We start from the raw sequence: 26,290 nt of genomic DNA on the forward strand, positions 1-26,290 counted from the left end.
GACGTCCATTCTGACCTTTACTACCTTTAGACAGCATAGGTTCTTTCAGAAAAACAGGATGTTTTTTACACAATGGAATTACTTTTCCTACTCATATGGTTCGCCATATGCGCAGAACAGGACGCCCGCCAACGGCAGATATCCAACTGGCTGACCCTGGGTGGCTTTGCCCTGGCGCTGGGTTATCTGCTGTATAGCGGCCATACATGGCTGGGATATGAATCAACAGATGCGGGCTGGGCATTTTTATTGGCGGTGGCGCTGACGCTGCCCGGCTATGCCATGGGCAGACTGGGCGCAGGCGATGTGAAGCTGCTGTCAGCGCTGGCTCTGGCAAGCGGCAGCCTGTATCTGCTGGGTACTTTCATCGGTGCAGGACTGGCCATGCTTACATGGATGGCTATACGTCAAAAAGTCTGGCCCCTTATGGGACAACGGTTTACACAGCGCTATCTTTATATGAATGCCGAAGCGACAAATAAACATCCCTTCTCGCCCTTCTTACTTGTCGGCTTCCTGTTGGCAGCACTCTGTATCCACTAGTCGAATGGCAGACTAACGCTATGTACATAGTCGGAAAGTACGACTACGGTAAATTGTAAACCGTGTTTTGCTGATAGGGACCGGCCTCAGTCAATAGTTGTGGCCCACCGGCATGGAGTAGCGCGTGAACAAGTATTCAGCCGTCAAAGTTCTGGTAGTCGATGACCAGCCTCTTATCGTTGAAGAACTGAGCGACTTCCTCGAAAACAACAGCTATCACTGCATCCCTTGCCACTCGGGGGCCGAAGCCGTCGAACGGTTTCGCAATGACGACAGCATCGGCATCGTGCTGTGCGATCTGGATATGCCGGACATGAACGGCATCGAGATGGTCGAAGCCATGAAGCAGGCCGGCGGCAAGCAGCACCTGTTCGAAGCCATCATGCTCACCGGGCTTGCGGAGAAAAAAGACGTCATCAAGGCGCTGCGTGCAGGTATCGCCGACTACTACCAGAAACCCGTCGACCTGAACGAGCTGCTTCAGGGTATCCAGACTCAGGAACTGGCGCTACTGGAGCGGCAAAAAAACCTGCAGCAACTGGGGCTGCTCAATGAAAAGCTTCAGTACCTGGCGGCATCCATCGACGATCTGTACAAGAATCTGGATAAAAAACAGGACGCCCCGGAGCAGGACAGCATTGAGGTCGAAAGCAAGCTTTTCGCCCAACTGTCGCCCAGACAACTTGCCGTCGCCCGTCTGGTGAGCAAGGGCCAGACCAACTACCAGATCGCCTGCGAACTGGGCATCACGGAAAACACCGTCAAGCTGTATGTGTCGCAGGTACTGCGCCTGACCCACATGCACAACCGCACCCAATTGGCGCTGGCCCTGTCACCCAGTCGACAACGCATATCCGCCATGTAGGATCGATCAGAAGGGCACGAAGGCGGTTATTTCCCGCCCGACGAAACACTCCCTCCTTCCTTTTGCTCATAAAACTCCGGAATCTCATGTTTGTAGGTTTCGAGCCAGCGCTGCAGGCTCAGATCACGCTCGGCAGGCGTAACGGTCTGCGGAGTGGGCGAAGCCGCATTGCCGCGAACCTGCAATTGCAGCCAGGCCTCGGTCTGCTTCTGCGCCTTCGATGAAGGCCCTTCGTCGATGGCCCATGCATCGCCGCACAGACCAAAAACCAGAATGCCGCTGAAGATGATGCTTTTCATGGGTGTGCTCCCTCCGGTAGACGACTGGACGCAACCTGGTCTTTAGGGATTGCCTGGCTGACGACAGGGACTTTCAGTTTTTCGGCCCTGACCTGAGCGTCGCTGACCTGCTGTGCCGTCAGCCCGGCTCGGGAAGCCAGTTCTGCGGCCTGGGTCCAGTTGTCCTGATAAATCAGCAGCGTGACCAGATTGGCCGCCGCCAAAGTGTCGGACTGTCGAAGCTCGATGGCGGTCAGGAACTCGAAGCGGGCCTGTTCAAGCTTAAGTTGATTGAGATAAACCACACCCAGATCATTGCGAATCTTTTCATCGGTGGGCGCCAGCTTGCTGGCTCGCATCAAGTGTTGCTGGGCCTGGACATTGTCACCACGGGACGCCGCCAGTTGCCCCAGGCCATGCTCGCCCTGAGCCGCGCGACAAGTGCCCAGCAGGCTGCGATACAGAGGCTCGGCTTCGCGACTGCCCAGCAGACGCAATACCCGCGCCTTGCGCAGCCTCACTTCCTCGAGGTTGTCAGGCAGCGTTTCGAGATTGGCCAGGCTGGCGTGCAAACGCCCTTCATCGGCCATGCTCTGAGCCATATTCAGCGTGAATTCCTGATCCGATGTCGGCTTGGGACAACTCGCCGCCGATTGCATCCAGGGCGTAGCACCGTGGCTGGCGCACCCACCCAGCATCAAGAGTCCCAAGAGGATCATCGCTGCTTTCATTGCACACTTTCCTTCATCCATGCACGTTTCACCGGCCGCTCAAGGCATGACCGATGGCGGTAAACCCTGGCCCGGCCAGCACGATCAATAGCGCGGGGAACAGAAACACCATCATCACCACCGACATTTTGGCCGACAGTTTGGAAATGTATTCCTGCAAGCGCGTCAGACGACGGTCGTCGAGCAATTGCTTGAGGGCCAGCAAGGAGCGCATGGCTCCGCCGCCCTGATGGATCAATTGATTGAGGATCACGCAGGTATCGCTGAACTCATCCACGGCCAGCAGGGCAGCAGACTTTCTCAATTCTTCGCCCAGCTCCAGCCCGGAATCGACTCGCACCAGAATCACCCGGATTTCCTCGGACAGCACCGGCAGCAAGTCCTTGCCCTCGTTGCTCAGCACCCGCAACGCCTGCTCCACAGCCATGCCGGACTCGAAGAGAATCCGCAGCAGCGGAATGAAGGTAGATATCTCTATCACCACCTGCTTCTGACGATACTTGGCGTAGGCAGCCAGCGCCCTTTTAGGGATCAGATAACCCACGCCGAATGCAAAGACCGGCGCGATAAAGGGCTGCTCGATGGCATTGAAAAACACTATCTGAAGCAGGATCACCAGCGTGCAAAGCCCGAAGGGCACGCCGATCTGGCAAGCCGCATACAACGAGCGCTTGCTGGCCCGGCGCCAACCGATACGGTTGAGCAGTATCTGGGTTTCGGTATCCAGGCTGATCGAGCGCTGCCCGAGACGCGTATCGCCCAGCAGTCGAAGCCAACTGCCAATTCGGCTTTCACGCACTATCTGCCCTTTGAGCCGCAAGGCGACCTGGCGCTCGTTACGACGCTGGCGAGCCAGATTGGACAACAGCAACAAGGCTGCTGCCACAAACATCACTGCACTGATAGTCAGGCCCATCTCATACACTCCGCAGCATGCGCCACAACGCCAGACAACCCATCACCTGGAAGGCAAACGCGACGATCAGCATTCGCTGCCCGCCGCTGTCTTGCCACATGTGCATCAGGTAATCGGGATTGGTCAGCATGAAATAACCCACCATCGCGATGGGCAACAGCGCCAGCACGATAGCGGTCATCCGGGTTTCACCGGTCATGGCACGCAACTGCCGGCTTGCCTGCTCACGCTCGCGGATCAGCTTGATCAGGTTCTCCATGAGTTCGCTGGCGTTGCCGCCATAGCGGTGATTGACCTTGAGCCCAAGAGCGAACAGATGAAATTCATCTCGCTCATACAGCTCGGCAAAATCCCGGGCAGCATCCGGCAGGCTGACGCCCATTTGCACATTGCGCTCGATCCGCAGCATGCCGTCGTGCAACGGCTGGTCTGCGGCCTGGATACCGTGCAACACCGCATCGGCCAGGGTCCGCCCGGATTTGAGGCTGCGCACCGTGTGATCGAGCATCTGCGGCAACTGCTCGATCATGCGCCGTACCCGCTTGCGATAGCGCCAGGAAATGAACATGCGCAGCATCAATGGGGCTGCGACCAGACCGACTCCGAAACCAAACCAGTCGCCCATGAGGTAGCCCAGCAACATCGAGACGGCCCACAAGGTAATCGCCAGACCGATTCGCTCGGTGGGCCTGCCCAGCCCGGCGCGCAGGAAGGCACGTTCCAGCCACTCGATACCGGGCTTTTCCTTTACCGCGATCGTCTGCCCGACCTGCAGGCGCTTCATCACTCGCTCGCTGGCGCCACGATTCAGCGCCAGATAGAACATGTAGAACGCAGCGCCCAGCAGCAGTACAAAAATGATCGCCAGCACCAGTGATGCTTTCATGGGGCAGCCTCCCTGCTCGCGTCAGTAAGAAGGTCGCAATTTGTCACCCGCAGCGTGTACGGCCTCACGCAGAAAGCCGATGCCGGTGCGCCGGTCCAGACGGAACAGGGTGTTGGTGACATAAATGTCGTCGCGAATGCCCACCACCTCGACCACCTCACTGACGCAACGACGCCCGTCAGGCAGGCGGGCCAGCTGGATGATGACGTCCAGTGCCGCGCAGATCATTTGCCGCAGGGTCCGCTCGGGAATCTGCCGGCCAGTCAGGCCGACCAGGGTTTCCAGACGCAACAAGGCATCCTGAGCGTTGTTGGCGTGTACGGTACTCATGGAGCCATCGTGGCCAGTGTTCATGGCTGTCAGTACATCCAGCACTTCCACACCACGAATCTCCCCAAGGATGATGCGGTCCGGGCGCATTCGCAGGGAGTTGCGGATCAGGTCGCTGGCGCGCACCTCACCATGGCCTTCGGCGTTGGGCGGCCGGGTTTCCAGGCGCACCACATGGGGGTGAATCAGTTGCAGTTCGGCAACGTCTTCAATGGTCACCAGCCGCTGTTGCGTGTCGATCATCTGACTGAGCACGTTGAGCATGGTGGTCTTGCCGGTGCCGGTACCGCCGCTGACCAACACATTGCAACGCTTGCCCACCGCCTCGTGGAAGAAGTCGAAGATCGATTGATCGATGGTCTGCATCGCCACCAGATCGGTGCTCTTGAGCATGTCCTTGCGGAATTTCCGGATCGACAGGCAAGGCCCGTCCAGAGCAATCGGCGGGATGATTGCGTTGACCCGGCTGCCGTCGGGCAGTCGCGCATCCACCATCGGCGAGGACTCATCCAGCCGACGGCCAAGAGGCGCCAGAATGCGCTGCATGACGCGCTCGACGTGGTGCGAGTCGATAAAACGCAAGTCGGTGTGGTGCAAGATACCGTCACGTTCCACAAAGACCTTGCCCGGCCCGTTGACCAGAATTTCCGTCACTGCGGTATCGCGCAGCAGCACTTCCAGCGGGCCGAAGCCGGTCAGTTCGTCGACCAGCTCCTCCGCAAGACGCTCCATTTCATAACGCGAAATGGCCAGCCGCAGCCGGGCGACATATTCAGCCACCTTGTCGAACACAAACTGCGCCAGGACTGGCCGCGAGCCTTCGAGCAGGTTCTTGCCGCTCTCCTCGATGCCATCGATGATGTAGCGATGCAGCACCAGCTTGAGCCCTTGCCCGTCATCCGTACTGCCCTGGGTACGCGAAGCAACGCCAAACAATTTCTCCGCCATTATTTATTCCCCCATAGTCGAGCGAAGAAACCTTCACTGGGTTTTTCATAAGCATCGGAATGACGGACCAGGTGATCACCCAGTCGACGTAAACCCGCGCACAAGGCTTCCCTGGGCGCCAGATCGAACAGCGAAACACCCTGATTCTTCGCGTTGAGTCGCAATTCAGGGCTCAGCGGCAAGACCGAAATCACCGGCAGGCCGAAGGTTTTCCCCACGGTTTCCGAATTGGGCGCTACCGAGCGCAGATAGCCGTCGATCAGCAACCCGGCGTGCTGCATCCGCATGCCCTTGTCCCGCCACAGATTGAGCACTGCCAGATTGCGTCGGCACTCGATCACGCTCTGGTCGGCGTACCACAGCAGCTGGTCACAGTGGCTTACAAAGGTGCGCAGGGCTTCGCTGTCGGGCTGGCCCACCAGATTCACGATGACATGCTGAAAATGCTGGCGCAGGGCACTGAGCAGCATGTAAAGCTCGGCCGCACTGGACTGCTCCAGATGATCGTCGGCCTCGGTGTAGGCCAGAATGCGCAAGCCGTTCTCGGCTGTGGTGAAAGCACTGTCGATAAGGGTCGCGTCCAGCCTGCGCAAATGGCGCAGTGCATCGCCAAAACTGAACGTCGATTCAAGACCGAGCATCGACAGGCTGTCGCCACGGGGCAAGCCCAGATCCAGCAGCAAGGTGCGTTGCCCGGCCTTCTGCACCACCATCGCCAGGTGCGAGGCGATCAGGGCACCGTCGCCATCGCATTGAGCCCCATACAACACCGACAGACCGCTCATGTTGGGGTTGGGCGTCACCGCTGGCAGACGTTTGCTCAAGCGCCGCACCAGACCGGCGACCTCACTGGAGCGCGAGCCATAGGCCACGAAATCCCTGGCTCCGGCGCGCATGGCATTGAGCACCAACTGGTTATCCATGCCATCGCCCAGCGCAACAATCGCCAGCATCGGCTTGGCTTCCAGTGCGCCCTCGATCAACGCGCTCTGGTTCATCAGGTGCTCACGATCGAGCCCCACGAACACCACGCTGGCGAAGGTCACGTCCACCAGCGCCAGCAAATCGTCCAGGCTGCCGCTGCCAGCACTCACCACCTGCCCCAGCGATCCCAGAGCGCCCTGCAACCATTCAAGATCAGTGGGGTTTCGGGTAATCGCCAGGAATGTCTGGCTCAGGCTCTGACTCATTGAGATAACCCGCTACGGCGCTCGAAATCACCGTTCTCGAGGAAATACATACGGAAGAAATTCGGATCGTAATTGCGCAGGCCTTCGCCTGGCAGCGTAGGCAACTGGGCGTTGACCGCCAGAGGCTGCACCAGATGCGGCGTGACGATCATCAGCAGCTCACGCTCATCGCGCTGGATCTGCGAATTACGGAAAAAAGCGCCCAGAATGGGGATATCGCCAAGCCCCGGAAACTTGTCCACCGAGGCGATATTGCTGGAGCTGATCAGGCCGCTGACCACAAAGCTTTCCCCGTCGGCCAGGGAAATACTGGTGTCGGTACGTCGCACATTAAGTGCAGGCACAGTGGTTCCTGAAATGGTGATGCCTGCCGAGAAGTCCAGCTCGCTGACCTCGGGCGCGACCTTGAGCAGAATCCGGTCACGTCCGACCACGGTAGGCGTCAACGTCAGGCGTACGCCGTACTCCTTGTACTCGATGGAAATGCCATTGCCATCTCCGCTGGGTACCGGCACCGGAAACTCGCCGCCCGCCAGAAAGCTCGCACTCTGCCCGTTCAGCGCCACAAGGCTCGGGCGCGCCAGGGTGTAGGCAAAGCCGCTGCCTTCCATGGCGTTGATCATGCCCAGCACCTTGCTGCTGCCACCGCCCCAGACGATATTGAAGTTGTTGTTATTCAAGCCGATGGCTGGCCGCGTGGACCCGACCGTGCCTGGCGAGACCGTGACATCGGTTACCGTGCCGGGAGCGCCGAAGAGAAAGTTGTTCGAGCCGGTCCCGAAGATCGAGGTACTGGCCTCCTTGAGCTTGGTACGACTGACTTCAATGAAGCGGATGTCGGTCTGCACCTGACTGGGCAACTGGGGGTCGAGAGAAGGCACCGGCGCAGGATCGACCAGCGCGGCGGTGCCGCTGCCCCGAACAAACACCATGCTCTGGCGCGGCGAGGTGGAACAGGCCGTCCAGACCATCAGGCTGGTGGCCCCCGTAGAGACGCCCGTCAGCAGAAAGCCCTGGTTGCCATTGACCAACACATCGGCCACCTTCGGATTACCCACGGCAATCCGGGTGATAGCCACCGGCGAACGAACATCCTGCTGCATGCCTTGCGTGACTTCCAGCACGGTCGGCATGGCCGCCAGACTTGCACAGCCATTGCTGGCATTACTGGCAGTGCTTGAAGCTGCCCAGCTTGAATCAACGCCCAGTCCAGCGAACAGTAAAAACAGCGCGTGACGTTTTAAGACCGGTACGAAACAACGGCTCATCAAATGCTTCCTTGCTCGATCAGGGAGTTTGTTGCGTTACCTGGTTGCCGCGTATCACCTCGACACCACGCGATCCGCGAGACGCACCGCCATGCTGGTTGCCTCCACCACTGAGGGCCAACTGGCTGAACTGCACCAGGTTGCGTCTGGCCGTATCCAGGCGTACGGCAACATCGGGGCGACCGGAGTCACCGGTCCAGTAATCCTGCAGATTGCCTTCATCGGCACTGCGCACAGCCAGACGCAACACGCCAGTCTGGGTGGCAAGCAGCAAGCGGCTCAGCAAGGCTTCGGGCACCGCCACCACTACGCTCCTGGCATTTATGCGTTGCTGTTCCAGCTGGAAGCGCTCGTCGGCACTGATGTTGTGGGCAGGCTTGCCGTCGCGAGTCAGCCCGAGCAGCCCACCTACACTCAGGATTCTCAAAGCGGGCACCACCACCTGACTGGAACGGACAGGGTTGGCGGTGTCTTCGGGGAGATAAAGCAGAACGTCGACATAGTCGCCGGGGCTGAGCAGCCCGCCAGCACCAATCACCTCATCGACGGACAAGGCCAGTGCCCGTTCGTCGGGACGAATCATCCGCGCCAGGGAGCCACCCGCCTCGAAACTGCTTTCACTCAGCCAGGTCCCTGCCGCCAGTGGACGCCAGGTGCGGCGTTCGAGCACGTCTTCGATCTTGCTGAAACTGCCGACAGGCGCGACCTTGAGACGCTCGATCAGCAGATCGTCTTCCTTGAGAGAGGTGTAGGGAGGCACATCGCGCGCCAGCACCACGACACTCTGGCGCAGCGCTTCTTCGACGGGTGGAGCAGGCGGCGCGACCTCCACAGGAGGCGGTGCCTGTACGACGGGAGCCTCCACAGGAGGGGGCGGCGGCGCTGGCTCTTTACTGACCACTATTCCCAGATACCCGGCAATCAGTGCGCCGAGTAAAAAAACGATAGCGAGCACCATGGTGATACGACTGCTCATGGCAACGCTTCCTTTGTCATCGCATGACCACCTCAATCCAACGCATCAACTTCGCAATAGCAATGAAGAACAATCACATGCCGCTCTTTTGAAGGTAGCCCACACCACCCAAAACGCCATCAAGGTCGGTGAAATATCCTTCTCTGGATGGTCTGGAAAGGCGATTTATAACTTTGTGATTAATGCTTTATTACGGTTGTGGGTTCGCGAGTTGGAGGCAATGCTGTAAGTGCAAAGGTTGTACGAAATTGCTGGTATGAGCCGCGCCATGAAGGGTGCAAGGAGAATCGAGATGTTCCTTACCAATCTGTACATACGCGTCTATACGCACATTCAGGCCTTCCTGAAAAACCGGGAAGCCGCTTCGGCTATCGAGTACGTACTTCTGGCTGCCATGGTGGCCGTGGCCATTGTTGCCTTCGTGCCAGCCATCAGTGCTCAGGTGCGAGTCATCTTCAACCAGGTCCTGGTGGCATTGGGCGGTACGGCAGTCTGACGCTTGATTGAACGAGGATAAAGTGTTGTAAGATCCGAGGCCGTTACCAACGTTTTCAAGGGTATCTATATGGCCGTCCACCCCACACGCCAACAGCTGCTTCTGGTTGATGACGAAGAGGACGCCAATGAAGAGTTGGCAGAACTGCTCGAAGGCGAGGGGTTCTGCTGCTTCACTGCGTCCTCCGTCAAGATGGCTCTGCAGCAGTTGACACGCCACCCGGACATTGCGCTGGTCATCACCGACCTGCGCATGCCGGAAGAGAGCGGTATTCAGTTGATCAAACGCCTGCGTGAACACACTTCGCGCCAGCACTTGCCTGTGATCGTCACTTCGGGACATGCCGACATGGAGGACGTCAGCGACTTGCTGCGCCTGCAGGTACTGGATCTGTTCCGCAAGCCGATCTACCACGTCCGCCTGCTGGAAACCCTCAACAACCTCTTTCCCGAGCCGAAAATCTTTCAGGTGCAGTGACACGAACCTTCATGATCCACGGAACTAGCCATACTGCTCCATAGCCAAAGCGAGCAGACCTATAACGTGATCAGGATGCACAAATGAAGGTAGAAAGCTTTTTTGAATGGCTGGGCCAGGCAATCGGGTCCGTGATCCGCTTCGTGGTGGATGCTCTGGCCTGGCTGTTCAACGGTTTCACCCATGCCGGCGGCAACTTCGTGGACGGTTTGTCCCGCACCCTGGGCATGGACGCTTCACTGATCAGCATCGTCGCACTGGTCATCGGCCTGATGCTTCTGTACTCCGCCATCCGTGCCTTCATGCGCGCCTCCATCATCATGGGCATCATCTGGCTGGCGCTGGGACTGTGGCTGCTGAGCTGGATCATTCACTGACCGTCACACGCCCCGTGCGCTTCAACTGACCGGCATTACGGCTACAATGCCCGCCTTGCCGGGAGTCCTCATGTCCAAGTTGTCCAGCGATTGGCGTCATCGCCCCACTCATCATCGGGTCTGGGGCCTGGCGCTACCGATGATTCTGTCGAATATCTCCGTACCGCTGGTGGCGCTGGTGGACACCGCCGTGATCGGCCACCTGCCCCACGCCCATCAACTGGGCGCAGTCGCGGTGGGGGCCACGCTCTATACCTTCCTGGCCTGGGCCATGGGTTTTCTGCGCATGGGCACCACCGGCTTCGCTGCCCAGGCTGCCGGGCGTAGCGACGGCGCGGCGTTGCGCCAGATTCTGCTGCAAGGCCTGCTGCTGGCGATGGGGCTGGCCTGCCTGCTGGGACTGATTGCCCTGCCCTTCAGTCATCTGGCCCTGTCGCTGATGCAGCCCTCGGCCGACCTGCAACAGATGACCCTGGATTTCTTCCACGCCCGGCTGTTCGGCCTGCCTGCGGCACTGGCAACGTATGCGCTGGTGGGCTGGTTTCTCGGCACCCAGAACGCCAGGGCGCCGCTGGCCATTCTGTTGATCACCAATGCGGTGAACATCCTTCTCAACCTGTGGTTCGTTCTGGGCCTGGACTGGGGAGTGGTCGGCTCGGCGCGGGCTTCGGTGCTGGCAGAGTGGACCGGCGCATTGATCGGTCTGTTCATGGCTCGCAACGCTCTGCGGGCCTGGCCGGGCAGGATCGTCTGGGCAGCCTTGAAACTCTGGAGCAATTGGCGCCCGCTGCTGGCGGTCAACCGCGACATCTTCATTCGCACCCTGGCGCTGCAATCGATCATGTTCCTGATCACCGCCCAGGGCGCTCGACTGGGAGATGCCACCGTCGCCGCCAATGCATTGCTGCTCAACGGCCTGCTGCTGACGTCCCACGCACTGGACGGGCTGGCCCATGCCGTGGAAGCCTTGTGCGGGCATGCCATCGGAGCCCGTGACCGCACGGCATTACGGCGCTCTCTGGTGGTCGCCGGTGGCTGGTCCCTGATTGCCAGCCTGGCCTTTGCGCTGTTGTTCCTGACGAGTGGGCATCTGTTCGTGCAGATGCAGACCAACATCCCCGAAGTGCGTGAAACCGCTCTTGTCTATTTGCCCTATCTGGCTGCCATGCCCCTGCTCGCGGTCTGGAGTTATTTGCTGGACGGCCTCTTCATCGGCGCCACACGCGCCCGTGAAATGCGCAATGCGATGCTGATCAGCGTTGCCCTGATCGCTCCCGTCGCCTTTTTCGCCGTCGACCAAGGCAACCATGGACTCTGGCTGACGTTCATGACCTTCACCCTGGTGCGTGGCTTGAGCCTTGGGACCATCGCCTGGCGCCTGAACCGCAAGGACGGCTGGTTCGCCTATTGATCGCTCTCGGCCATCCTGCCGGCAAAGGTGATTCTCGGGCTGGTCAGGGTCAGCCCGCGTGAATCAAGCCGCACCCGACTGGAACCGATGCTCAACGACAGCTCGCTGCCCTCTTCAAACGACACGGTCGGCCCGTTATCCAGACGAAAGCGGCGCTTCTCGCCCATGATCATCTGCCAGTCCAGTTGCGCCTGCACGCTGTCGGCGGGCAAGGCACTTTCGCACGGACTGAAAGCCGGCTCACAGGCACGAGAATGCAGGCAGGCCGTAATCACCGGGCGATCCATATCGTCATCGAGCAAGCTCACCAGCACTTCCATCCCGCCGGTAAACACCCATTCAAGCCCCTGCATCACCGGCAGCCAGCAATCGTTGTAACGCGCACCACATCCCTGCAACCCCCACTCGAACTGCACCTTCAGACGCCCCACCGAATCGCGCTCGACCTCCTGCCCCGGCGGACCGACGACCCAGGCGCGCTGCAACTGCGGCACCTTCGCACGAGGCTGCGGCTCAGGCACGCTAAAGCCCACTTCCCAGGGAACAGCCTGAAAACGATTGGTATAACCCTCACCGTCTTCAGCTTCCGGCCCCGGTTCAACGCAGTGATGCTCGACCTGGTTGACCAGCCACATGTGGTTCCACTCGGTTTCAGGATGGCCAGTCAGCGGCAGCAGATACCCCGAGACCACAAATGGCAGGCTGCTTTCGCCTTCGGCCCGCTGCCGGGAGCGACTGCCCGGCAAGTCCTGACCCTGGGTGGTAACAGCAAAACGGGTGACGCCCTGTCGGTGTGGCAATTGCTGCCAGGGCGCCGCAGGCGCAGGACGAAAACCGCGCAGGCTATCGCCAAAGACCAGCTCATGGCGCTGGCGAGAATGAATGAAGTGATAGTGAATGCCCTCTTCGGCACACAGGCGCTCCACCAGTTGCAGGTCAGACTCCTGATATTGCGCGCAATACTCACGCTCGCGGCATTGGGTTTTCAGCTCGAAGCGATAGCTGCCCTTGCGCAGTCCATGCTCCTCCAGAACCCTGGCAATAATCTGCGGGGCGGTCATGTGTTGAAAGATGCGCTGGTTGTAACGCTGCCCGAGACAGGCCAGCCGAGGGCCGATCTTCAATCGATAACAGGCAGGCCCGGGCCGGAAATGGCTGCGCACCGCACTGTGGATCTGGCCATGAAAGCCATGACTACCATCTTTGAAGCTCAGGAATACCGGTTTGTACATCAGGCTTGCCAGATCCACATCGAGGCTTTCGTTGACGACTTCCAGCTCGAAGGCAAACGGCTGACTGATCGCTTCCGTACCCCGTAACCAGAGGACGGTAAAACAATGACGCAGACGGGCGATCTCCAGACGAAAAAGCGGCGCGCTGGCGGGATCGGGCATGAGGGTGTTCTCTACAGAGGAATCCGAGCGGCGATTCTGGCCGAGAAGCGGGATCGAGTAGAGAGCAAAAGGCAGAACAGGAAGCTGCCTACATGTGAAGAGGCTTTGGACTACACAGTGATTGATCGCGAATGAATTCGCTCCCACAGGTGCAGGAGCCAATTCATTCGCGAAAGGTCAGGAAGACAAGTAAGAGGAACGCGTCAAGCCAAGGCGCAACGCATCCAGGTACTGAGTGCGTTCACGCGGGCTGATCCTGGCGCTGGCAACCTTGTCCCGGTAATGGGTCATCAGTTCTTCCGGCGACAGGTGCACGTAACGCAGCATGTCTTCGATGGTGTCGTGGGTTTCGATACCGGCGTGGTAAACGCTGCCATCCTGATTCTGGTAGATGTTCACCGAGTCGGTATCGCCGAACAGGTTGTGCATGTCACCCAGAATTTCCTGGTAGGCACCTACCAGGAAGATACCCAGCAGATAGTCTTCACCTTCATTCAGGGGATGCACCGGCATGCTGGTTTCAATGCTCTGCTCGTCCACGTACTGGTTGATCTTGCCGTCGGAGTCGCAGGTCAGGTCCTGAAGCACCGCACGACGTACGGGCTCTTCGCCCAGACGATGCAGCGGAATGATCGGCAGCACCTGGCCGATGGCCCAGGTGTCGGGCAGGCTCTGGAAGACCGAGAAGTTACAGATGTACTTGTCGGCCAGCTTGTCGTTGAGTTCGTCCAGCACCTGGCGATGGGAACGCTGACGGGCTTTCAACGAGTTGTGCAGGCGGCGGCAAACCGCGAAATAGCACTGCTCGCCCAGGGCTTTCTGCGCCAGGCTGATCTTGCCGTCGGCATACTGGGTCGCGATATCGCTCATGTAGTGCGTGGCACGCCAGTAGGTTTCGGTCACCATCTCGATATCGGTCGGGCCCAGCAGATCGATCAGCCACTGCACGGTTTCCGGCAGGCTTTCCTTGTCTTCGATCAGCGGGACTTCGTCGTTGTGCCTTTCGACGTCGGTCACCTGCACCACCAGCATGGCGTGGTGGGCGGTCAGCGAGCGGCCGCTTTCGGAGAAGATGTGCGGATGCGGCAGACCCTGGGCGTCGCAGAACTCCTTGAGCATGCCGACCACGACACCGGCGTAGTCATCCATGTCGTAGTTGATGGAGCTGGCGTTACGCGAGTGCGTACCGTCGTAATCCACGCCCAGACCGCCGCCCACGTCGATGTGGTCTACCGGCAGCCCCAGATTGCGCAGCTCGCCGTAGTAACGAATCGCTTCCTTGAAGCCGTGCTGGTAGTCCGCCAGATTGGCGATCTGCGAGCCCATATGGAAATGCAGCAGGCGAATGCCCTGATCCAGACCCTCCTTGCGGAAACGATCAACCACCGAAAGCAGTTGCGCGGCCGACAGGCCGAACTTGGATTTCTCGCCGCCGGTATCGGCCCACTTGCTCGACGCCAGCGAAGACAGGCGCACGCGCAGGCCCACTTGCGGAGCAACCTTGAGCTCGGCAGCCTCTTCGATGACCAGTTCGACTTCGGATTCTTTCTCGATCACGATGAAGACGTTGTGGCCCAGCTTCTGGCCCATCAGCGCCAGACGGATGAACTCACGGTCCTTGTAACCGTTGCAGACAATGGTCCCGCCCTTGGGCGCCAGCGCCAGCACCGCCATCAACTCAGGCTTTGAACCCGCCTCAAGGCCGATGGAGACGTTCTGGGTAGCAATGATGTTTTCCACCACCGCTTCCTGCTGGTTGACCTTGATCGGGTACAGCGCGGTGTACTGGCTCTGGTATTCCAGGCGCGCGATGTTGCTGTCGAAGGCACCGGTCAACTGGCGAACGCGGTCTTGAAGGATATCGGGGAAACGCACCAGCAATGGCAGGGACAAACCGCTCTTGCGCAGATTGTCGACCTGCTCATAAAGGTCGATGGGCGAACTGCCCGGCCCGTTGGGACGAACTTCAACGCGACCGGATTCATTGATCGCAAAATAACCGGCCCCCCAATGACGAATCCCGTAAACACTGCGGCTGTCCGCAACGGTCCATTGGCTGCCATCGTCTTTGCGTGTGCGTCTTACGGACATCGAAGTCCCCTATAGATAAGTCATGTAGCGCCGCCCCAATGACAGGCATGCGCAGTGTAGAGAGTGGAAATGACGGTTTGGTTCTCGCTCAGCCGCCGGACTTTCTGGCCTTGAAACCTTTCTTGACCAGTTCCGCCAGCAACAGCTCGACGTGATCGCCCTGAATCTCGATCACTCCGTCCTTGAGGGCTCCGCCCGTGCCACAACGCTGCTTGAGCGCCTTGGCCAGCTCCTTGAGCCCATCCTCGGCCAGCGGCACGCCCGTGATGGTGGTCACGGTCTTGCCTCCACGGCCTTTGCTCTCGCGCCGCACGCGCGCAATGCCGTCTCCCTCGGGGATGACGTTCTGCTTGCAGGTGCAGGCATCGACAGGCTGACGACATTCGGGACAATGACGCCCTGCGTCGGTTGAAAACACCAGGCCACCCAGGGCGGCGAAGGATGCGGCTTTTTTAGCCACTGGAAATCCTCTTGTTGAGGACTGAAGACGGGCCGGGCTCGATCGTGAGCCTTCGACCGCGAAGCCCCACTCTGGCAGGGGCAGCGCTACTGGAACGGCATGACCGGCCCAGTTTTAAAAGGTCGCGCAGTGTACCGGCAAAAAGCATGCTTGCTAAGAGCCTGAATGCGCCAATTTACTGAACATTTGCGACCTGCTCCAGGTAGCGTTTCAACGCTGCCAGAGAGTCCGGGCAATAAGGCTTTTCGGCAGTTTCTGCCAAGACCTGGGCCACCGGGATGAAGCGCGCCTGCAAGACCTCTTCCGGTTGCAGGCTCAGAGGCCCGTCCCAGACGGCGGAAAATACCGCGCACCAGATCCGGTTGCCCGGCTGATCGAAGAGAAACTGCTCATGAGCCTGCAACGCAACACCGCCAACACCCAGCTCTTCCTCAAGCTCACGGGCAGCCGATTCGGCATAGCTTTCACCGGCCTGCACCATGCCTCCCGCCGCCACATCCCAGAAACCGGGATAAATGGCCTTGCTCAGGGTGCGCTGGTGAACGCAAAGCTCGCCTGCCGAATTGAACAGCAAGATATAAGTGCCTCGCCCGATCAGGCCACGCTCGCGCAGTTCGGCCCGAGGGAGCGAACCCAGGAGCCGGTCCTGCTCATCGACCCAGGCGATCTGCTCGGCGTCCGAGGCGGCGCGATGCGCGGCCTCTTGCGCAGAAACGTCCATCAGCCCTGGGACAGCAACTGGCGAAGGTCGATCACCGCCGCGTTGGCACGGGAGATGTAGTTGGCCATGACCAGCGAGTGGTTGGCCAGCACGCCAAACGCGCTGCCGTTCAGGACCATCGGGCTCCACAGCGGCTCCTGGGAAGCCTCCAGCTCACGAATGATCTGACGCACGCTGACGGTCGCGTTCTTCTTGGCCAATACATCGGCGAAGTCCACTTCGATGGCGCGCAACAGATGCGACAGGGCCCAGGCCTGACCACGGGCTTCATAGAAGACGTTGTCGATCTGCAGCCACGGGGTTTCAACTATTTCCTCGTCGACCTGTGGAACTTCGCCCGGCTTGACCGAGGCAATGGCTTCGGTTTTCAGAGTGCTGTTGAGCTTGACCCGACCGACACTGGCCGACAGACGCTGGGACAGGGAACCCAGGCGTGTGCCCACGTCGCCCAGCCAGTTATTCAGGTTGTCGGCACGGGCATAGAACAAGGCGCCCTTCTGATTGGGGTCGGAGAGGCGTGCCTGATAGCGGCTCAGGGCATTGATGCCATCGGTGTACTGCGACTCGCTCGACGGCAGCACCCAACTGCGGTTATCAAAGTTGAACAACGGCTCGGCACGGGCCAGATCACCGTCTTCAGCCGATTGCGACTGCGAACGGGCAAAGTCCTTGCGCAACGCACGGCTCAGGTCGCGGACCTGTACCAGCACGCCATATTCCCAGCTTGGCATGTTGTCCAGCCACAGACCTGGCGGGAAGCGATCGTTGGACAGGTAGCCGCCACGCTTGTCGAGCAGTGTCCGGGAAACTGTCTTGAGGGTTTCGACCGTGGTGTAACCGATCACCATCGGCTTGCCTTCACGCTCGGCAGCGGCCTGGGCATTCTGCTGCACGGGAAACAGCGCAGGCTCCTTGCTCCAGTACCAGCCCACCAGCAGGGTGACCAGCAAATAGATCAGAATCAGGGAACCCAGGGCTCTGCTATAGAAAAGGTTGCCCAGGTAACCACGTCTCTTGACCGACGCAGTATCAGCGGTACGCTCACCCGCGCTGCCTGCGCGGTTCTTCCAATCCAGCATGGTAAGGGTCCTTTCAGTCCGGGTTCAGGGCTTCGACCGCAACCTTACAGCAAGGTGCCTTTTGCTGACATGCGCGACGCAAGGTTTTGTTGTCGCATCGACACATGCCGCTCGGGAACAAGGTGCGAATGGCAGAGAAATACCGCCATCGTGCAAACTTTAGGCGCAAAAATGACTCTGACAGAAACCGGACGCCCTTTTGTTGACGAATAAGTGACTTACGGCACTCTTCTATACAAGCGGAGGTGCTAGCATAGAGCCAGCATCGGTACTACTCAGCAACCCCACAGTACTCATAATATGACCGAGTCAGAAGACCCTAGCCGCGATCGTCTCAAGCACCACTTTGCCCAAAGGGTCACTCATCAAGCACGTCAGATTCTTGAGACTTGGCAGCGACTGCAGAAATCCGAATGGTCTATCGCCGACATGGCCGAACTGAAGGACTCGACCCTGCGCCTGCAGCGGTTCGCCGAACGATTCGAGCAGGACGAACACCTGGGGCTGGCCCGGGATATCGGGCAGGCACTGGAAACCGTCGAAGCCAACCGCGGCCGACTCAACAGCACCCTGATCACCGAACTCAACCGTTTGATGCAGCGCCTTTCCCGCACCGGCCTGCGTCACGGCGACAAACTGGAACAAACCGCACTCCCGCCACTGCGCAAACCGGTCTATGTCGTGCTTCAAGATCGCGAACGGGCCGAACGCCTTGCCAAACAGCTGGAGTTCTTCGGCCTGTCAGCCCTGTCACTGGACAGCGTTGCCCAGTTTCAGTCAGCAATGCTGGAGCGCCATCCGTCGGTCATCATCATGGATGTAGACTTCAGCGGACCGGGCGAAGGCCTGAAACTCGCCTCACAGGTTCAGGAAGGACTTGAGCAGAAACTGCCCCTCCTCTTCTTCAGCCATCATGAAACCGATACACCGACGAGACTGGCGGCCGTTCGCGCCGGCGGTGAGGAATTCCTGACCGGAACCCTGGAAGCTTCAAGCCTGCTGGAGAAAATCGAAGTCCTGACCTGCGTGGCCCAGTACGAGCCTTACAAGGTGCTGGTCATCGATGACTCCCGCGCCCAGGCCACCCACACCGAACGGGTGCTCAATGCTGCCGGAATCGTGACCCGCACATTGCTGGACCCGATCCAGGCCATGTCCGAACTGGCGGAATTCCAGCCGGACCTGATCATCCTCGACATGTACATGCCCGGCTGTACAGGCACGGAACTGGCCAAAGTCATTCGTCACAACGACCGTTACGTCAGTGTGCCGATCATCTACCTGTCCGCCGAAGACGATCAGGACAAGCAGCTCGACGCCATGAGCGAAGGCGGCGATGACTTCCTGACCAAACCCATCAAGGCGCGCCACCTGATTACAACGGTCCGCAACCGGGCGGCCCGGGCGCGCAGCCTGAAGGCGCGCATGGTGCGTGACAGCCTGACCGGCCTGTACAACCACACCCACATTCTCCAGTTGCTGGAAGACTGCAGCTTTCGCGCCCGGCGCGAAAACAAGCCGCTGTGCTTTGCCATGCTCGATATCGACCATTTCAAGAAGGTCAATGACAGCCACGGCCACCCCATGGGCGACCGCGTCATCAAGAGCCTGGCGCTGTTTCTCAAGCAGCGCCTGCGCAAGACCGACTTCATCGGGCGCTACGGCGGCGAAGAGTTCGCCATCGTGATGCCGGATACCGATATTCAGAGTGCCCATCAGGTACTCGAAGAGATCCGCTATCGTTTTGCGGAAATACATTACCCCGCCCAGCCCACGGACCTGTTCTGCACCTTCAGTGCCGGCGTGGTGGCGCTGGGCGTGCATGACGACAGCCTGACCCTTGCCTCCCAGGCCGACAACGCGCTGTATCGTGCCAAACATGCAGGCCGCAATCAGGTTCACTCGGCCGTAGTTGAAGAGCCCTATCACGTAGTACTGCCCGAGCCGCAAGTCCAGGAACAATAGCCGCCGAGGACAAGTACGAAATCCGTCCTTACAAACCTCACCCCTGCATGCCTTGAAACACTCCGCTATCATGCGCTGACTTTCGAGAATCGAGCCTGCCATGCGCCGTTTGTTATGCCTGATGCTGTTGATCCTGGCCCTGCCCGCTTTCGGGACCAGCCTGCTGGACAGTCGCCCTGCACCGACACTGGGTGGCACCTCACTGGATAACAGCAAGGAATTCCTGCCTGTACGCGAGGCATTCAAACTGAGCCTGATCGAAACGACTCCGCAATCGATCAAGCTGCGCTTCGTCGCCACCGACGGTTATTACCTGTATCGCCATCGTTTCCAGTTCCGCACCGAACCCGCCGACATCGGCCTGGGCGAAGCACAACTGCCTCCCGGCGAAAAGAAGCACGATGAGTACTTTGGCGACGTCGAGGTCTATCACGGCATTCTCGATATCGACCTGCCCCGCAAGCCCGGCGAAGAGCGCCCCTTTGTCCTGAGCGTGAGCTATCAGGGCTGCGCCGACAAAGGCCTGTGCTATCCCCCGGAAACCGAACGCCTGAATATTGGTGATGTGCCCGCCGACACAGCGTCAACAACCGGCCAGCAGGCCTGGAGCTGGAAAGAACTGGCACTGTTTTTCCTCGCAGGTATCGGCCTGACCTTCACTCCTTGCGTGCTGCCGATGCTGCCGATTCTTTCCGGCGTGGTCCTGCGGGGTCAGGTCGGCGGGCTGCGCGGTCTGAATCTGTCACTGGCCTACATACTGCCGATGGCGCTGTGCTTCGCCTTGCTGGGCGCATTGATGGGCATGTTCGGCGCAGGACTGAACCTGCAGGCACGCCTGCAATCGGCCTGGGTGCTGGTGCCGTTCTCACTGTTCTTCGTGCTGTTTGCGGTGGCGATGTTTGGCGTCTTCGAATTGCGCCTCCCTCAGGCCATCAGCAACCGGCTGGATCGTATTGCAGGCAAGACCGAAGGCGGCTCGCTGTGGGGCGCCGCCGTACTGGGTGTGGTTTCCAGCCTGCTGGTATCACCTTGTGTCTCGGCGCCACTGGCCGGTGCGCTGCTTTATATAAGTGCCAGCGGAGACGCACTGGGCGGTGGTTTGAAACTGTTCGCCCTGGGCCTGGGCATGGGAGCGCCGCTGTTGCTGGTCGCGACCGGCGGTGCGGCCTGGCTGCCAAAAAGCGGCCCATGGCTGGTCACCGTGAAAAACGCCATTGGCGTGCTGCTGCTGGGTCTGGCCATAGGCTTGCTGAGCCGTGTATTGCCGGGGCAGGTCACGTTGCTGCTGATCGGCATTCTGTGTGCCGGTGTCGCGCTGTTCCTCGGAACGCTGGAACTCACTGCAAAATCTCCACGACAAAAGCTCGCACAACTGCTCGGCCTGCTTTTGTTGGTCTACGCTCTGGCATGCTGGTACGGCGCATTGAGCGGGCAGACCGACCCGACTCGTCCACTGGGACGCCCACAAGCGACCCTCAACAACGGCACGGTATTACCGACGTCATCCCAATGGCAGACCATCACCACGTCTGCCGAACTGGAGCGTGCCCTCAGCGAAGCCAGAAATGCAGGTAAGCCCTTGCTGCTCGACTGGTATGCCGACTGGTGCATCAGTTGCAAGGTGATCGAGCACGAAGTACTGCCCGATCCGGGCGTCGTCGAGAAACTGGCAGGCTACAGCCTGATCCGTTTCGACATGACTGACAGCAATGCAGAACAACGAGCGCTGCTTGACCGCTACAAGCTGTTCGGACCACCCGCGTTGTTATTTTTCAGTAAAAGCGGCGAAGAACTGGAAAATGTCCGGGTCATCGGTGAAATCGACGCCCCTGCCTTCATTGAGCGCATAAATAGAGCAAATGACCCAAAATAGCTGCCGGGTCACAAACTTTACGCAAACATCGCTCATTGTGCTGGCTACTGTAGTTAACTGGACAGTACATCCTCCTTGCGGCATAGTCGCCGGGCGTGAACGCCCGTAAACACAAAAAGGAATAAACGATGGCGACTTTCCTGGTACTGCACGGCCCCAACCTGAATCTGCTCGGTACTCGCGAGCCCGGGATATATGGCGCAGTGACCCTGGCTCAAATCAACCAGGATCTGGAGCGGCGCGCTCGCGACGCCGGTCACCATCTGATGTACCTGCAAAGCAACGCCGAGTACGAATTGATCGACCGGATCCATGCCGCCCGCACGGAAGGCGTGGACTTCATTCTGATCAATCCGGCTGCTTTTACACATACAAGTGTGGCAATACGTGACGCGCTGCTGGGAGTGAGCATCCCATTCATCGAAGTGCATTTATCAAACGTGCACAAACGCGAACCTTTCCGCCATCACTCCTACTTTTCAGATGCTGCTGTAGGAGTGATCTGCGGCCTTGGCGCCAGCGGTTACCGACTGGCCCTGGAGGCCGCCCTGGAACAATTGGCCGTTAGCTCCAAGCCATGAGCGGACCAGCAACGCTGGCCCACCCGGCTTGAACCGGCTGCCGAAATGCCCTGACAGACCCCTTGGGAGTTGATGATTAATGGATATTCGCAAAGTCAAGAAACTGATCGAACTGCTGGAAGAATCCGGTATCGACGAGCTGGAGATCCGTGAAGGCGAAGAATCCGTACGGATCAGCCGTCACAGCAAGACTCCGGCACAACCGTATTACGCGCCAGCTCCAGTAGCTGCGCCTGTAGCGGCTGCTCCGGCCGCACCGGTTGCCGCTGCTGCAGAAGCACCTTCGGCTCCAAAGCTGAACGGTCACGTGGTCAAGTCGCCAATGGTCGGTACTTTCTACCGCACCCCGGCTCCTACTTCGCCTGCATTCGTCGAAGTCGGCCAGACCGTCAAGAAAGGCGACACCATCTGCATCGTCGAAGCAATGAAAATGATGAACCACATCCAGGCAGAAGCCAGCGGCGTCATCGAATCCATCCTGGTAGAAAACGGTCAGCCGGTTGAATTTGACCAGCCGCTGTTCACTATCGTTTGAACCGGGGAGAGCCTGCGATGTTGGAAAAAGTTCTGATCGCCAACCGCGGCGAAATTGCCTTGCGCATCCTGCGTGCCTGTAAGGAACTGGGCATCAAGACCGTCGCTGTACATTCCACGGCAGATCGCGAGTTGATGCACCTGGGTCTGGCAGACGAAACCGTCTGTATCGGCCCGGCTCCAGCCAACCTGTCCTACCTGAATATCCCGGCAATCATCTCGGCCGCCGAACTGACCGGCGCCACGGCGATTCACCCGGGCTACGGCTTCCTCGCGGAAAACGCGGATTTCGCCGAGCAGGTAGAGAAGTCGGGCTTCGCCTTCATTGGTCCGAAAGCAGACACCATTCGCCTGATGGGCGACAAGGTTTCCGCCAAGGACGCCATGAAGCGTGCCAGCGTGCCAACGGTTCCAGGTTCTGACGGCCCGCTGCCGGAAGACGAAGAAACCGCACTGCGCATCGGCCGTGAAGTCGGCTACCCGGTGATCATCAAGGCCGCCGGTGGCGGTGGTGGTCGCGGCATGCGCGTGGTTCACCGCGAGGAAGACCTGATCGAAGCGGCCAGCCAGACCCGCGCCGAAGCGGCTGCCTGGTTCAGCAACCCGATGGTCTACCTGGAAAAGTACCTGACCAATCCACGTCACGTGGAAGTCCAGGTCATTTCCGACGGCCAGGGCAATGCGATTCACCTGGGTGACCGTGACTGCTCGCTGCAACGCCGTCACCAGAAAGTCCTGGAAGAAGCACCGGCACCGTTCATCGACGAAGACGCGCGCAAGGACGTACTGCAAAGCTGCGTTCAGGCCTGTATCGACATCGGCTACCGTGGCGCGGGCACTTTCGAGTTCCTGTACGAAAACGGCCGTTTCTACTTCATCGAAATGAACACTCGTGTTCAGGTAGAGCACCCGGTTTCGGAAATGGTCACCGGTATCGACATCGTCAAGGAGATGCTGAGCATCGCCGCCGGCAACAAACTGTCGTACACCCAGGATGACGTCGTCATCAATGGTCATGCGCTGGAATGCCGGATCAACGCTGAAGATCCGAAAACCTTCATTCCGAGCCCGGGCCTGGTCAAGCACTTCCACGCACCAGGCGGCAACGGTGTACGTGTCGACTCGCACCTGTACAGCGGATACAAGGTTCCTTCGAACTACGACTCATTGATCGGCAAGCTGATCACCTGGGGTGCGACCCGCGACGAAGCCATGGCACGCATGCGCAATGCCCTGGACGAAATCGTGGTCGACGGGATCAAGACCAATATCCCGCTGCATCGCGATCTGACCCGTGATGAAGGCTTCTGCGAAGGCGGAGTCAACATCCACTATCTGGAACACAAACTGGCCAATCAATAAGTCAGCGTGTTTCAGATCAACAAAGCCGCAGCGATGCGGCTTTGTTGTTTGCGTCGCATAGAAGTAAACTTGCCCGCTTCTTCGCGGCAGTACCGCGCACCCATTTTGACTCGAAGGTAATCCGCCATGCCTTGGCTGCAAGTCCGCCTCGCCATCAGCCCAGAACAAGCCGAAACCTACGAGGACGCGCTGCTTGAAGTCGGCGCCGTATCCGTAACCTTCATGGATGCCGAAGACCAGCCGATTTTCGAGCCAGAACTCAACACCACGCCACTGTGGGCACACACCCACCTGCTGGCCCTGTTCGAAGCAGACACCGACGCCGATCTGGCCCTGGCGCACCTGCGTCTGCTGACCGACGCCGAACTGCCCGAGCACACCGCCGAAGTCATCGAAGACCAGGATTGGGAACGCAGCTGGATGGACAACTTCCAGCCAATGCGCTTCGGCCAGCGCCTGTGGATCGTCCCGAGCTGGCACGCCGCGCCCGAGCCTGATGCCGTGAACCTGCTGCTCGATCCGGGCCTGGCATTCGGTACCGGCACCCACCCCACCACGGCCCTGTGCCTGGAATGGCTGGACGGTCAGGACCTCAAAGGCTGCAACGTGCTGGACTTCGGTTGCGGTTCAGGCATTCTGGCCATCGCTGCACTGTTGCTGGGCGCAGAGCAGGCAGTCGGCACCGATATCGACGTCCAGGCGCTCGAAGCCTCTCGCGACAACGCCGGGCGCAACAACATTGCCGCCGAACGTTTCCCGCTTTATTTGCCTGAAGACATGCCTCAGCAACAAGCTGACGTGCTGGTCGCCAACATCCTGGCCGGTCCGCTGGTATCGCTGGCTCCGCAACTGGCAACCCTGATCAAGACCGGCGGTCGCCTGGCGCTGTCCGGCATCCTTGCAGAGCAAGGCCCGGAAGTGGCAGCCGCCTATGCTGCTACATTCGATCTGGACCCTATCGCCAACCGTGATGGCTGGGTACGCATCACGGGTCGTCGCCGTTAACAGCCGCCTGAACCGGACAGCAGCATGACCGACAGCTTCGTCACCCAGTGCCCCCACTGCCAAACCAGTTTCAGAGTCAGCCACGCCCAACTGAGCGTGGCCCGCGGCGTGGTGCGCTGCGGGGCCTGCCTGCAGGTCTTCAATGCCGCCCGGCAACTGCTGGAGCAGCGCTCGATCGACGAAGCCGACATCACGCCACCACCCGATCAGGAAATCGTCGCCCCCGAAGTCGTCGAGCAAGCGCCTGCGGTGCTGATTGCCGAGCCGCCTCCCGAGCCGACGCAGACCGCTCCAGAAGATGACGATCCCTGGAAAGTCAGCGAGTTCGATCTGGACAATCTGGACCTGGACGAAGAACTCGCCCGGCTCGAGCAGCGGGAAATCCAGCTGGCCGACAATTTCGGCAAGCCGGGCACACGCAACAGCGATGCAACGCTGACTGCCCAGCGTGACCATTCGCAAACCGAAGAAGGCACATGGGTCGGCAGCCTGCGCAACGACGATGTCAGCCAGCTACCGGAAATCCAGGCCGAGGTTATCAGCACCACGGAGCAGGCTCCTGAGCCAGACCATGAAGATGAACCCGAGCAGCCTTCAGGTCGCGAGCGGACCGAGCCTTCATTGTCATCGACCCCTGTCGATCTGGACGATGATCAGCCAGCACTAAACGCCCGCAAGCAGCCAGCCAGCGAAAGCACAGAGCGCTGGTCGGCGCGGGATGACGACGAAGACGATCACGACGATGACCACGAGCCAGCAATCGAATCTCGTGGCAAACGCGCCCGAAACGAACCGGCAGTCCGCGATCAGGCCCTTCTGGACCTGACCGATGACCCGTTGCAACTGGACTGGCAACGCCCCAAGCCACGCTGGGGCCGTCGCCTGTTCTGGAGCCTGCTGGTTCTGCTCGCCCTGGCCGGCCTGGCTGGCCAGTACATCTGGTATCACTTCGACCATCTGGCCAGACAGGACCAGTATCGCCCCTGGTTCCAGCAGATCTGCCCGAAAATCGACTGCAAGGTGCCTTCCAAGGTCGACATCAACCTGCTCAAGAGCAGCAATCTGGTGGTACGCAGTCATCCCGAGTTCCAGGGCGCGCTGGTAGTGGACGCCATCATTTATAACCGCGCCTCTTTCTCCCAGCCCTTTCCGCTCCTTGAGCTAAGATTTGCCGATACCAGCGGTCAGCTCATTGCCAGTCGTCGGTTCAAGCCGGGCGAATACCTGAGCGGCGAAATGGCGGGCAAGGAAGAGATGCCACCCCAGACACCGATCCATATTGCGCTGGATATTCTCGATCCTGGCGCGAAAGCCGTGAATTACAGCCTGAACTTCCGATCACCGGAATAAGCTTCTGCCTGATCCTGTCTGCCGGTGCTCTTCGGGCCTGAAGGCACGTTTTCCCATGGCAGACAGCCTGAATACCGACGTTTTCATGACAATTCGCTCAAGAAGCGAACCGTTGGCGATAAGAAAATAACTGTTCAGATTTTATCCAATTCAGCCTTTATCCAGTCATCGAGAGCGGGTATC

Annotated in this window: 27 protein-coding genes; 14 read left to right on the top strand and 13 right to left on the bottom strand. The window is 59.4% G+C overall.

Features of this window, described 5'->3' with window-relative positions; genetic code table 11:
- The first annotated feature begins 72 nt into the window (after window positions 1–72).
- Window positions 73–543, top strand: coding sequence for a prepilin peptidase (locus tag K5D32_RS17850; protein ID WP_221594214.1), 471 nt, complete (start codon window positions 73–75; stop codon window positions 541–543).
- Between the two features lie 124 nt (window positions 544–667).
- Window positions 668–1,408 (top strand): response regulator transcription factor, encoded by a 741-nt coding sequence (locus tag K5D32_RS17855; RefSeq protein ID WP_221601278.1) that lies wholly within the window; start codon window positions 668–670, stop codon window positions 1,406–1,408.
- Between the two features lie 26 nt (window positions 1,409–1,434).
- Here the strand turns inward: K5D32_RS17855 and K5D32_RS17860 are convergent, their stop codons facing one another.
- The 8 genes from K5D32_RS17860 to cpaB are packed head-to-tail and all read right to left on the bottom strand — an operon-like array spanning window position 1,435 to window position 8,931.
- Window positions 1,435–1,707: a DUF3613 domain-containing protein gene (locus K5D32_RS17860; RefSeq protein WP_221596830.1), complete on the bottom strand. Its 273-nt coding sequence runs from the start codon at window positions 1,705–1,707 to the stop codon at window positions 1,435–1,437.
- Complete coding sequence (locus tag K5D32_RS17865; RefSeq protein ID WP_221601280.1) at window positions 1,704–2,417, bottom strand: tetratricopeptide repeat protein; 714 nt, start codon at window positions 2,415–2,417, stop codon at window positions 1,704–1,706. The genes K5D32_RS17860 and K5D32_RS17865 overlap by 4 nt, the downstream gene beginning before the upstream one ends.
- 28 nt (window positions 2,418–2,445) lie before the next feature.
- Window positions 2,446–3,333 (bottom strand): type II secretion system F family protein, encoded by an 888-nt coding sequence (locus K5D32_RS17870; protein WP_221601282.1) that lies wholly within the window; start codon window positions 3,331–3,333, stop codon window positions 2,446–2,448.
- A 1-nt stretch (window position 3,334) separates the two neighbouring features.
- Window positions 3,335–4,219, bottom strand: coding sequence for a type II secretion system F family protein (locus K5D32_RS17875; protein WP_221601284.1), 885 nt, complete (start codon window positions 4,217–4,219; stop codon window positions 3,335–3,337).
- Window positions 4,220–4,240: 21 nt separating this feature from the next.
- Window positions 4,241–5,497: a CpaF family protein gene (locus K5D32_RS17880; RefSeq protein WP_025262123.1), complete on the bottom strand. Its 1,257-nt coding sequence runs from the start codon at window positions 5,495–5,497 to the stop codon at window positions 4,241–4,243.
- Window positions 5,497–6,687: a pilus assembly protein gene (locus K5D32_RS17885; RefSeq protein ID WP_221578738.1), complete on the bottom strand. Its 1,191-nt coding sequence runs from the start codon at window positions 6,685–6,687 to the stop codon at window positions 5,497–5,499. Before K5D32_RS17885 ends, K5D32_RS17880 begins: the two co-directional genes overlap by 1 nt.
- A complete protein-coding gene (locus K5D32_RS17890) occupies window positions 6,684–7,955 on the bottom strand; it encodes a type II and III secretion system protein family protein (RefSeq protein WP_221601286.1) in 1,272 nt (423 codons plus the stop codon). Before K5D32_RS17890 ends, K5D32_RS17885 begins: the two co-directional genes overlap by 4 nt.
- Before the next feature lie 19 nt (window positions 7,956–7,974).
- Window positions 7,975–8,931 carry a Flp pilus assembly protein CpaB gene (gene cpaB, locus K5D32_RS17895; protein ID WP_221601288.1) on the bottom strand — a complete coding sequence of 319 codons (957 nt, stop codon included), beginning with the start codon at window positions 8,929–8,931 and terminating at the stop codon, window positions 7,975–7,977.
- Here cpaB and K5D32_RS17900 point away from each other — a divergent pair.
- The 5 genes from K5D32_RS17900 (at window position 8,930) to K5D32_RS17920 (ending at window position 11,692) form a co-directional block, all read left to right on the top strand.
- On the top strand, window positions 8,930–9,160 hold the full coding sequence (locus K5D32_RS17900) for a hypothetical protein (protein WP_221578740.1): 231 nt from the start codon (window positions 8,930–8,932) through the stop codon (window positions 9,158–9,160). The genes cpaB and K5D32_RS17900 overlap by 2 nt on opposite strands.
- Before the next feature lie 63 nt (window positions 9,161–9,223).
- Window positions 9,224–9,427, top strand: coding sequence for a Flp family type IVb pilin (locus K5D32_RS17905; RefSeq protein ID WP_025262127.1), 204 nt, complete (start codon window positions 9,224–9,226; stop codon window positions 9,425–9,427).
- Between the two features lie 69 nt (window positions 9,428–9,496).
- Window positions 9,497–9,904, top strand: a complete 408-nt coding sequence (locus K5D32_RS17910; RefSeq protein WP_025262128.1) for a response regulator — start codon at window positions 9,497–9,499, stop codon at window positions 9,902–9,904.
- Between the two features lie 83 nt (window positions 9,905–9,987).
- On the top strand, window positions 9,988–10,281 hold the full coding sequence (locus K5D32_RS17915; RefSeq protein WP_200995295.1) for a hypothetical protein: 294 nt from the start codon (window positions 9,988–9,990) through the stop codon (window positions 10,279–10,281).
- Between the two features lie 70 nt (window positions 10,282–10,351).
- Window positions 10,352–11,692 (top strand): MATE family efflux transporter, encoded by a 1,341-nt coding sequence (locus K5D32_RS17920; RefSeq protein WP_221601289.1) that lies wholly within the window; start codon window positions 10,352–10,354, stop codon window positions 11,690–11,692.
- On the opposite strand, the gene K5D32_RS17925 is transcribed toward K5D32_RS17920, so the two are convergent.
- The 5 genes from K5D32_RS17925 to K5D32_RS17945 form a co-directional block, all read right to left on the bottom strand.
- Entirely contained in the window at window positions 11,686–13,086 is a 1,401-nt protein-coding gene (locus tag K5D32_RS17925) for a contractile injection system protein, VgrG/Pvc8 family (protein WP_221594208.1), read from the bottom strand. The two genes, K5D32_RS17920 and K5D32_RS17925, sit on opposite strands and share 7 nt — an antisense overlap.
- 177 nt (window positions 13,087–13,263) lie before the next feature.
- The gene (gene speA / locus K5D32_RS17930) at window positions 13,264–15,177 is read right to left on the bottom strand and encodes an arginine decarboxylase (RefSeq protein WP_221601291.1); all 1,914 of its coding nucleotides are present in this window, start codon (window positions 15,175–15,177) and stop codon (window positions 13,264–13,266) included.
- An 88-nt stretch (window positions 15,178–15,265) separates the two neighbouring features.
- Window positions 15,266–15,637 (bottom strand): translation initiation factor Sui1, encoded by a 372-nt coding sequence (locus K5D32_RS17935; RefSeq protein WP_221578523.1) that lies wholly within the window; start codon window positions 15,635–15,637, stop codon window positions 15,266–15,268.
- A gap of 175 nt (window positions 15,638–15,812) precedes the next feature.
- Entirely contained in the window at window positions 15,813–16,358 is a 546-nt protein-coding gene (locus K5D32_RS17940; protein ID WP_221578524.1) for an NUDIX hydrolase, read from the bottom strand.
- On the bottom strand, window positions 16,358–17,437 hold the full coding sequence (locus K5D32_RS17945) for a DUF2333 family protein (protein ID WP_221578525.1): 1,080 nt from the start codon (window positions 17,435–17,437) through the stop codon (window positions 16,358–16,360). The genes K5D32_RS17940 and K5D32_RS17945 overlap by 1 nt, the downstream gene beginning before the upstream one ends.
- A gap of 300 nt (window positions 17,438–17,737) precedes the next feature.
- Here K5D32_RS17945 and K5D32_RS17950 point away from each other — a divergent pair, with 300 nt between their 5' ends.
- The 7 genes from K5D32_RS17950 to K5D32_RS17980 all read left to right on the top strand — a co-directional run bounded on the left by K5D32_RS17950 (window position 17,738) and on the right by K5D32_RS17980 (window position 26,107).
- Window positions 17,738–19,402 (top strand): PleD family two-component system response regulator, encoded by a 1,665-nt coding sequence (locus tag K5D32_RS17950; protein WP_221578526.1) that lies wholly within the window; start codon window positions 17,738–17,740, stop codon window positions 19,400–19,402.
- 100 nt (window positions 19,403–19,502) lie between these two features.
- Entirely contained in the window at window positions 19,503–21,275 is a 1,773-nt protein-coding gene (locus K5D32_RS17955; protein WP_221601294.1) for a protein-disulfide reductase DsbD, read from the top strand.
- Window positions 21,276–21,403: 128 nt separating this feature from the next.
- Window positions 21,404–21,856, top strand: coding sequence for a type II 3-dehydroquinate dehydratase (aroQ, locus tag K5D32_RS17960; protein WP_025262138.1), 453 nt, complete (start codon window positions 21,404–21,406; stop codon window positions 21,854–21,856).
- Between the two features lie 79 nt (window positions 21,857–21,935).
- Window positions 21,936–22,391 (top strand): acetyl-CoA carboxylase biotin carboxyl carrier protein, encoded by a 456-nt coding sequence (accB, locus tag K5D32_RS17965; RefSeq protein ID WP_221578528.1) that lies wholly within the window; start codon window positions 21,936–21,938, stop codon window positions 22,389–22,391.
- A 17-nt stretch (window positions 22,392–22,408) separates the two neighbouring features.
- On the top strand, window positions 22,409–23,752 hold the full coding sequence (gene accC, locus K5D32_RS17970; protein WP_221578529.1) for an acetyl-CoA carboxylase biotin carboxylase subunit: 1,344 nt from the start codon (window positions 22,409–22,411) through the stop codon (window positions 23,750–23,752).
- Window positions 23,753–23,878: 126 nt separating this feature from the next.
- Window positions 23,879–24,757, top strand: a complete 879-nt coding sequence (gene prmA, locus K5D32_RS17975; protein WP_221601296.1) for a 50S ribosomal protein L11 methyltransferase — start codon at window positions 23,879–23,881, stop codon at window positions 24,755–24,757.
- 24 nt (window positions 24,758–24,781) lie between these two features.
- Window positions 24,782–26,107, top strand: coding sequence for a DUF3426 domain-containing protein (locus K5D32_RS17980; protein ID WP_221601298.1), 1,326 nt, complete (start codon window positions 24,782–24,784; stop codon window positions 26,105–26,107).
- Window positions 26,108–26,290 lie beyond the last annotated feature (183 nt).

Source organism: Pseudomonas cichorii (genome assembly GCF_019719005.1).
GTDB lineage: Bacteria > Pseudomonadota > Gammaproteobacteria > Pseudomonadales > Pseudomonadaceae > Aquipseudomonas > Aquipseudomonas cichorii_E.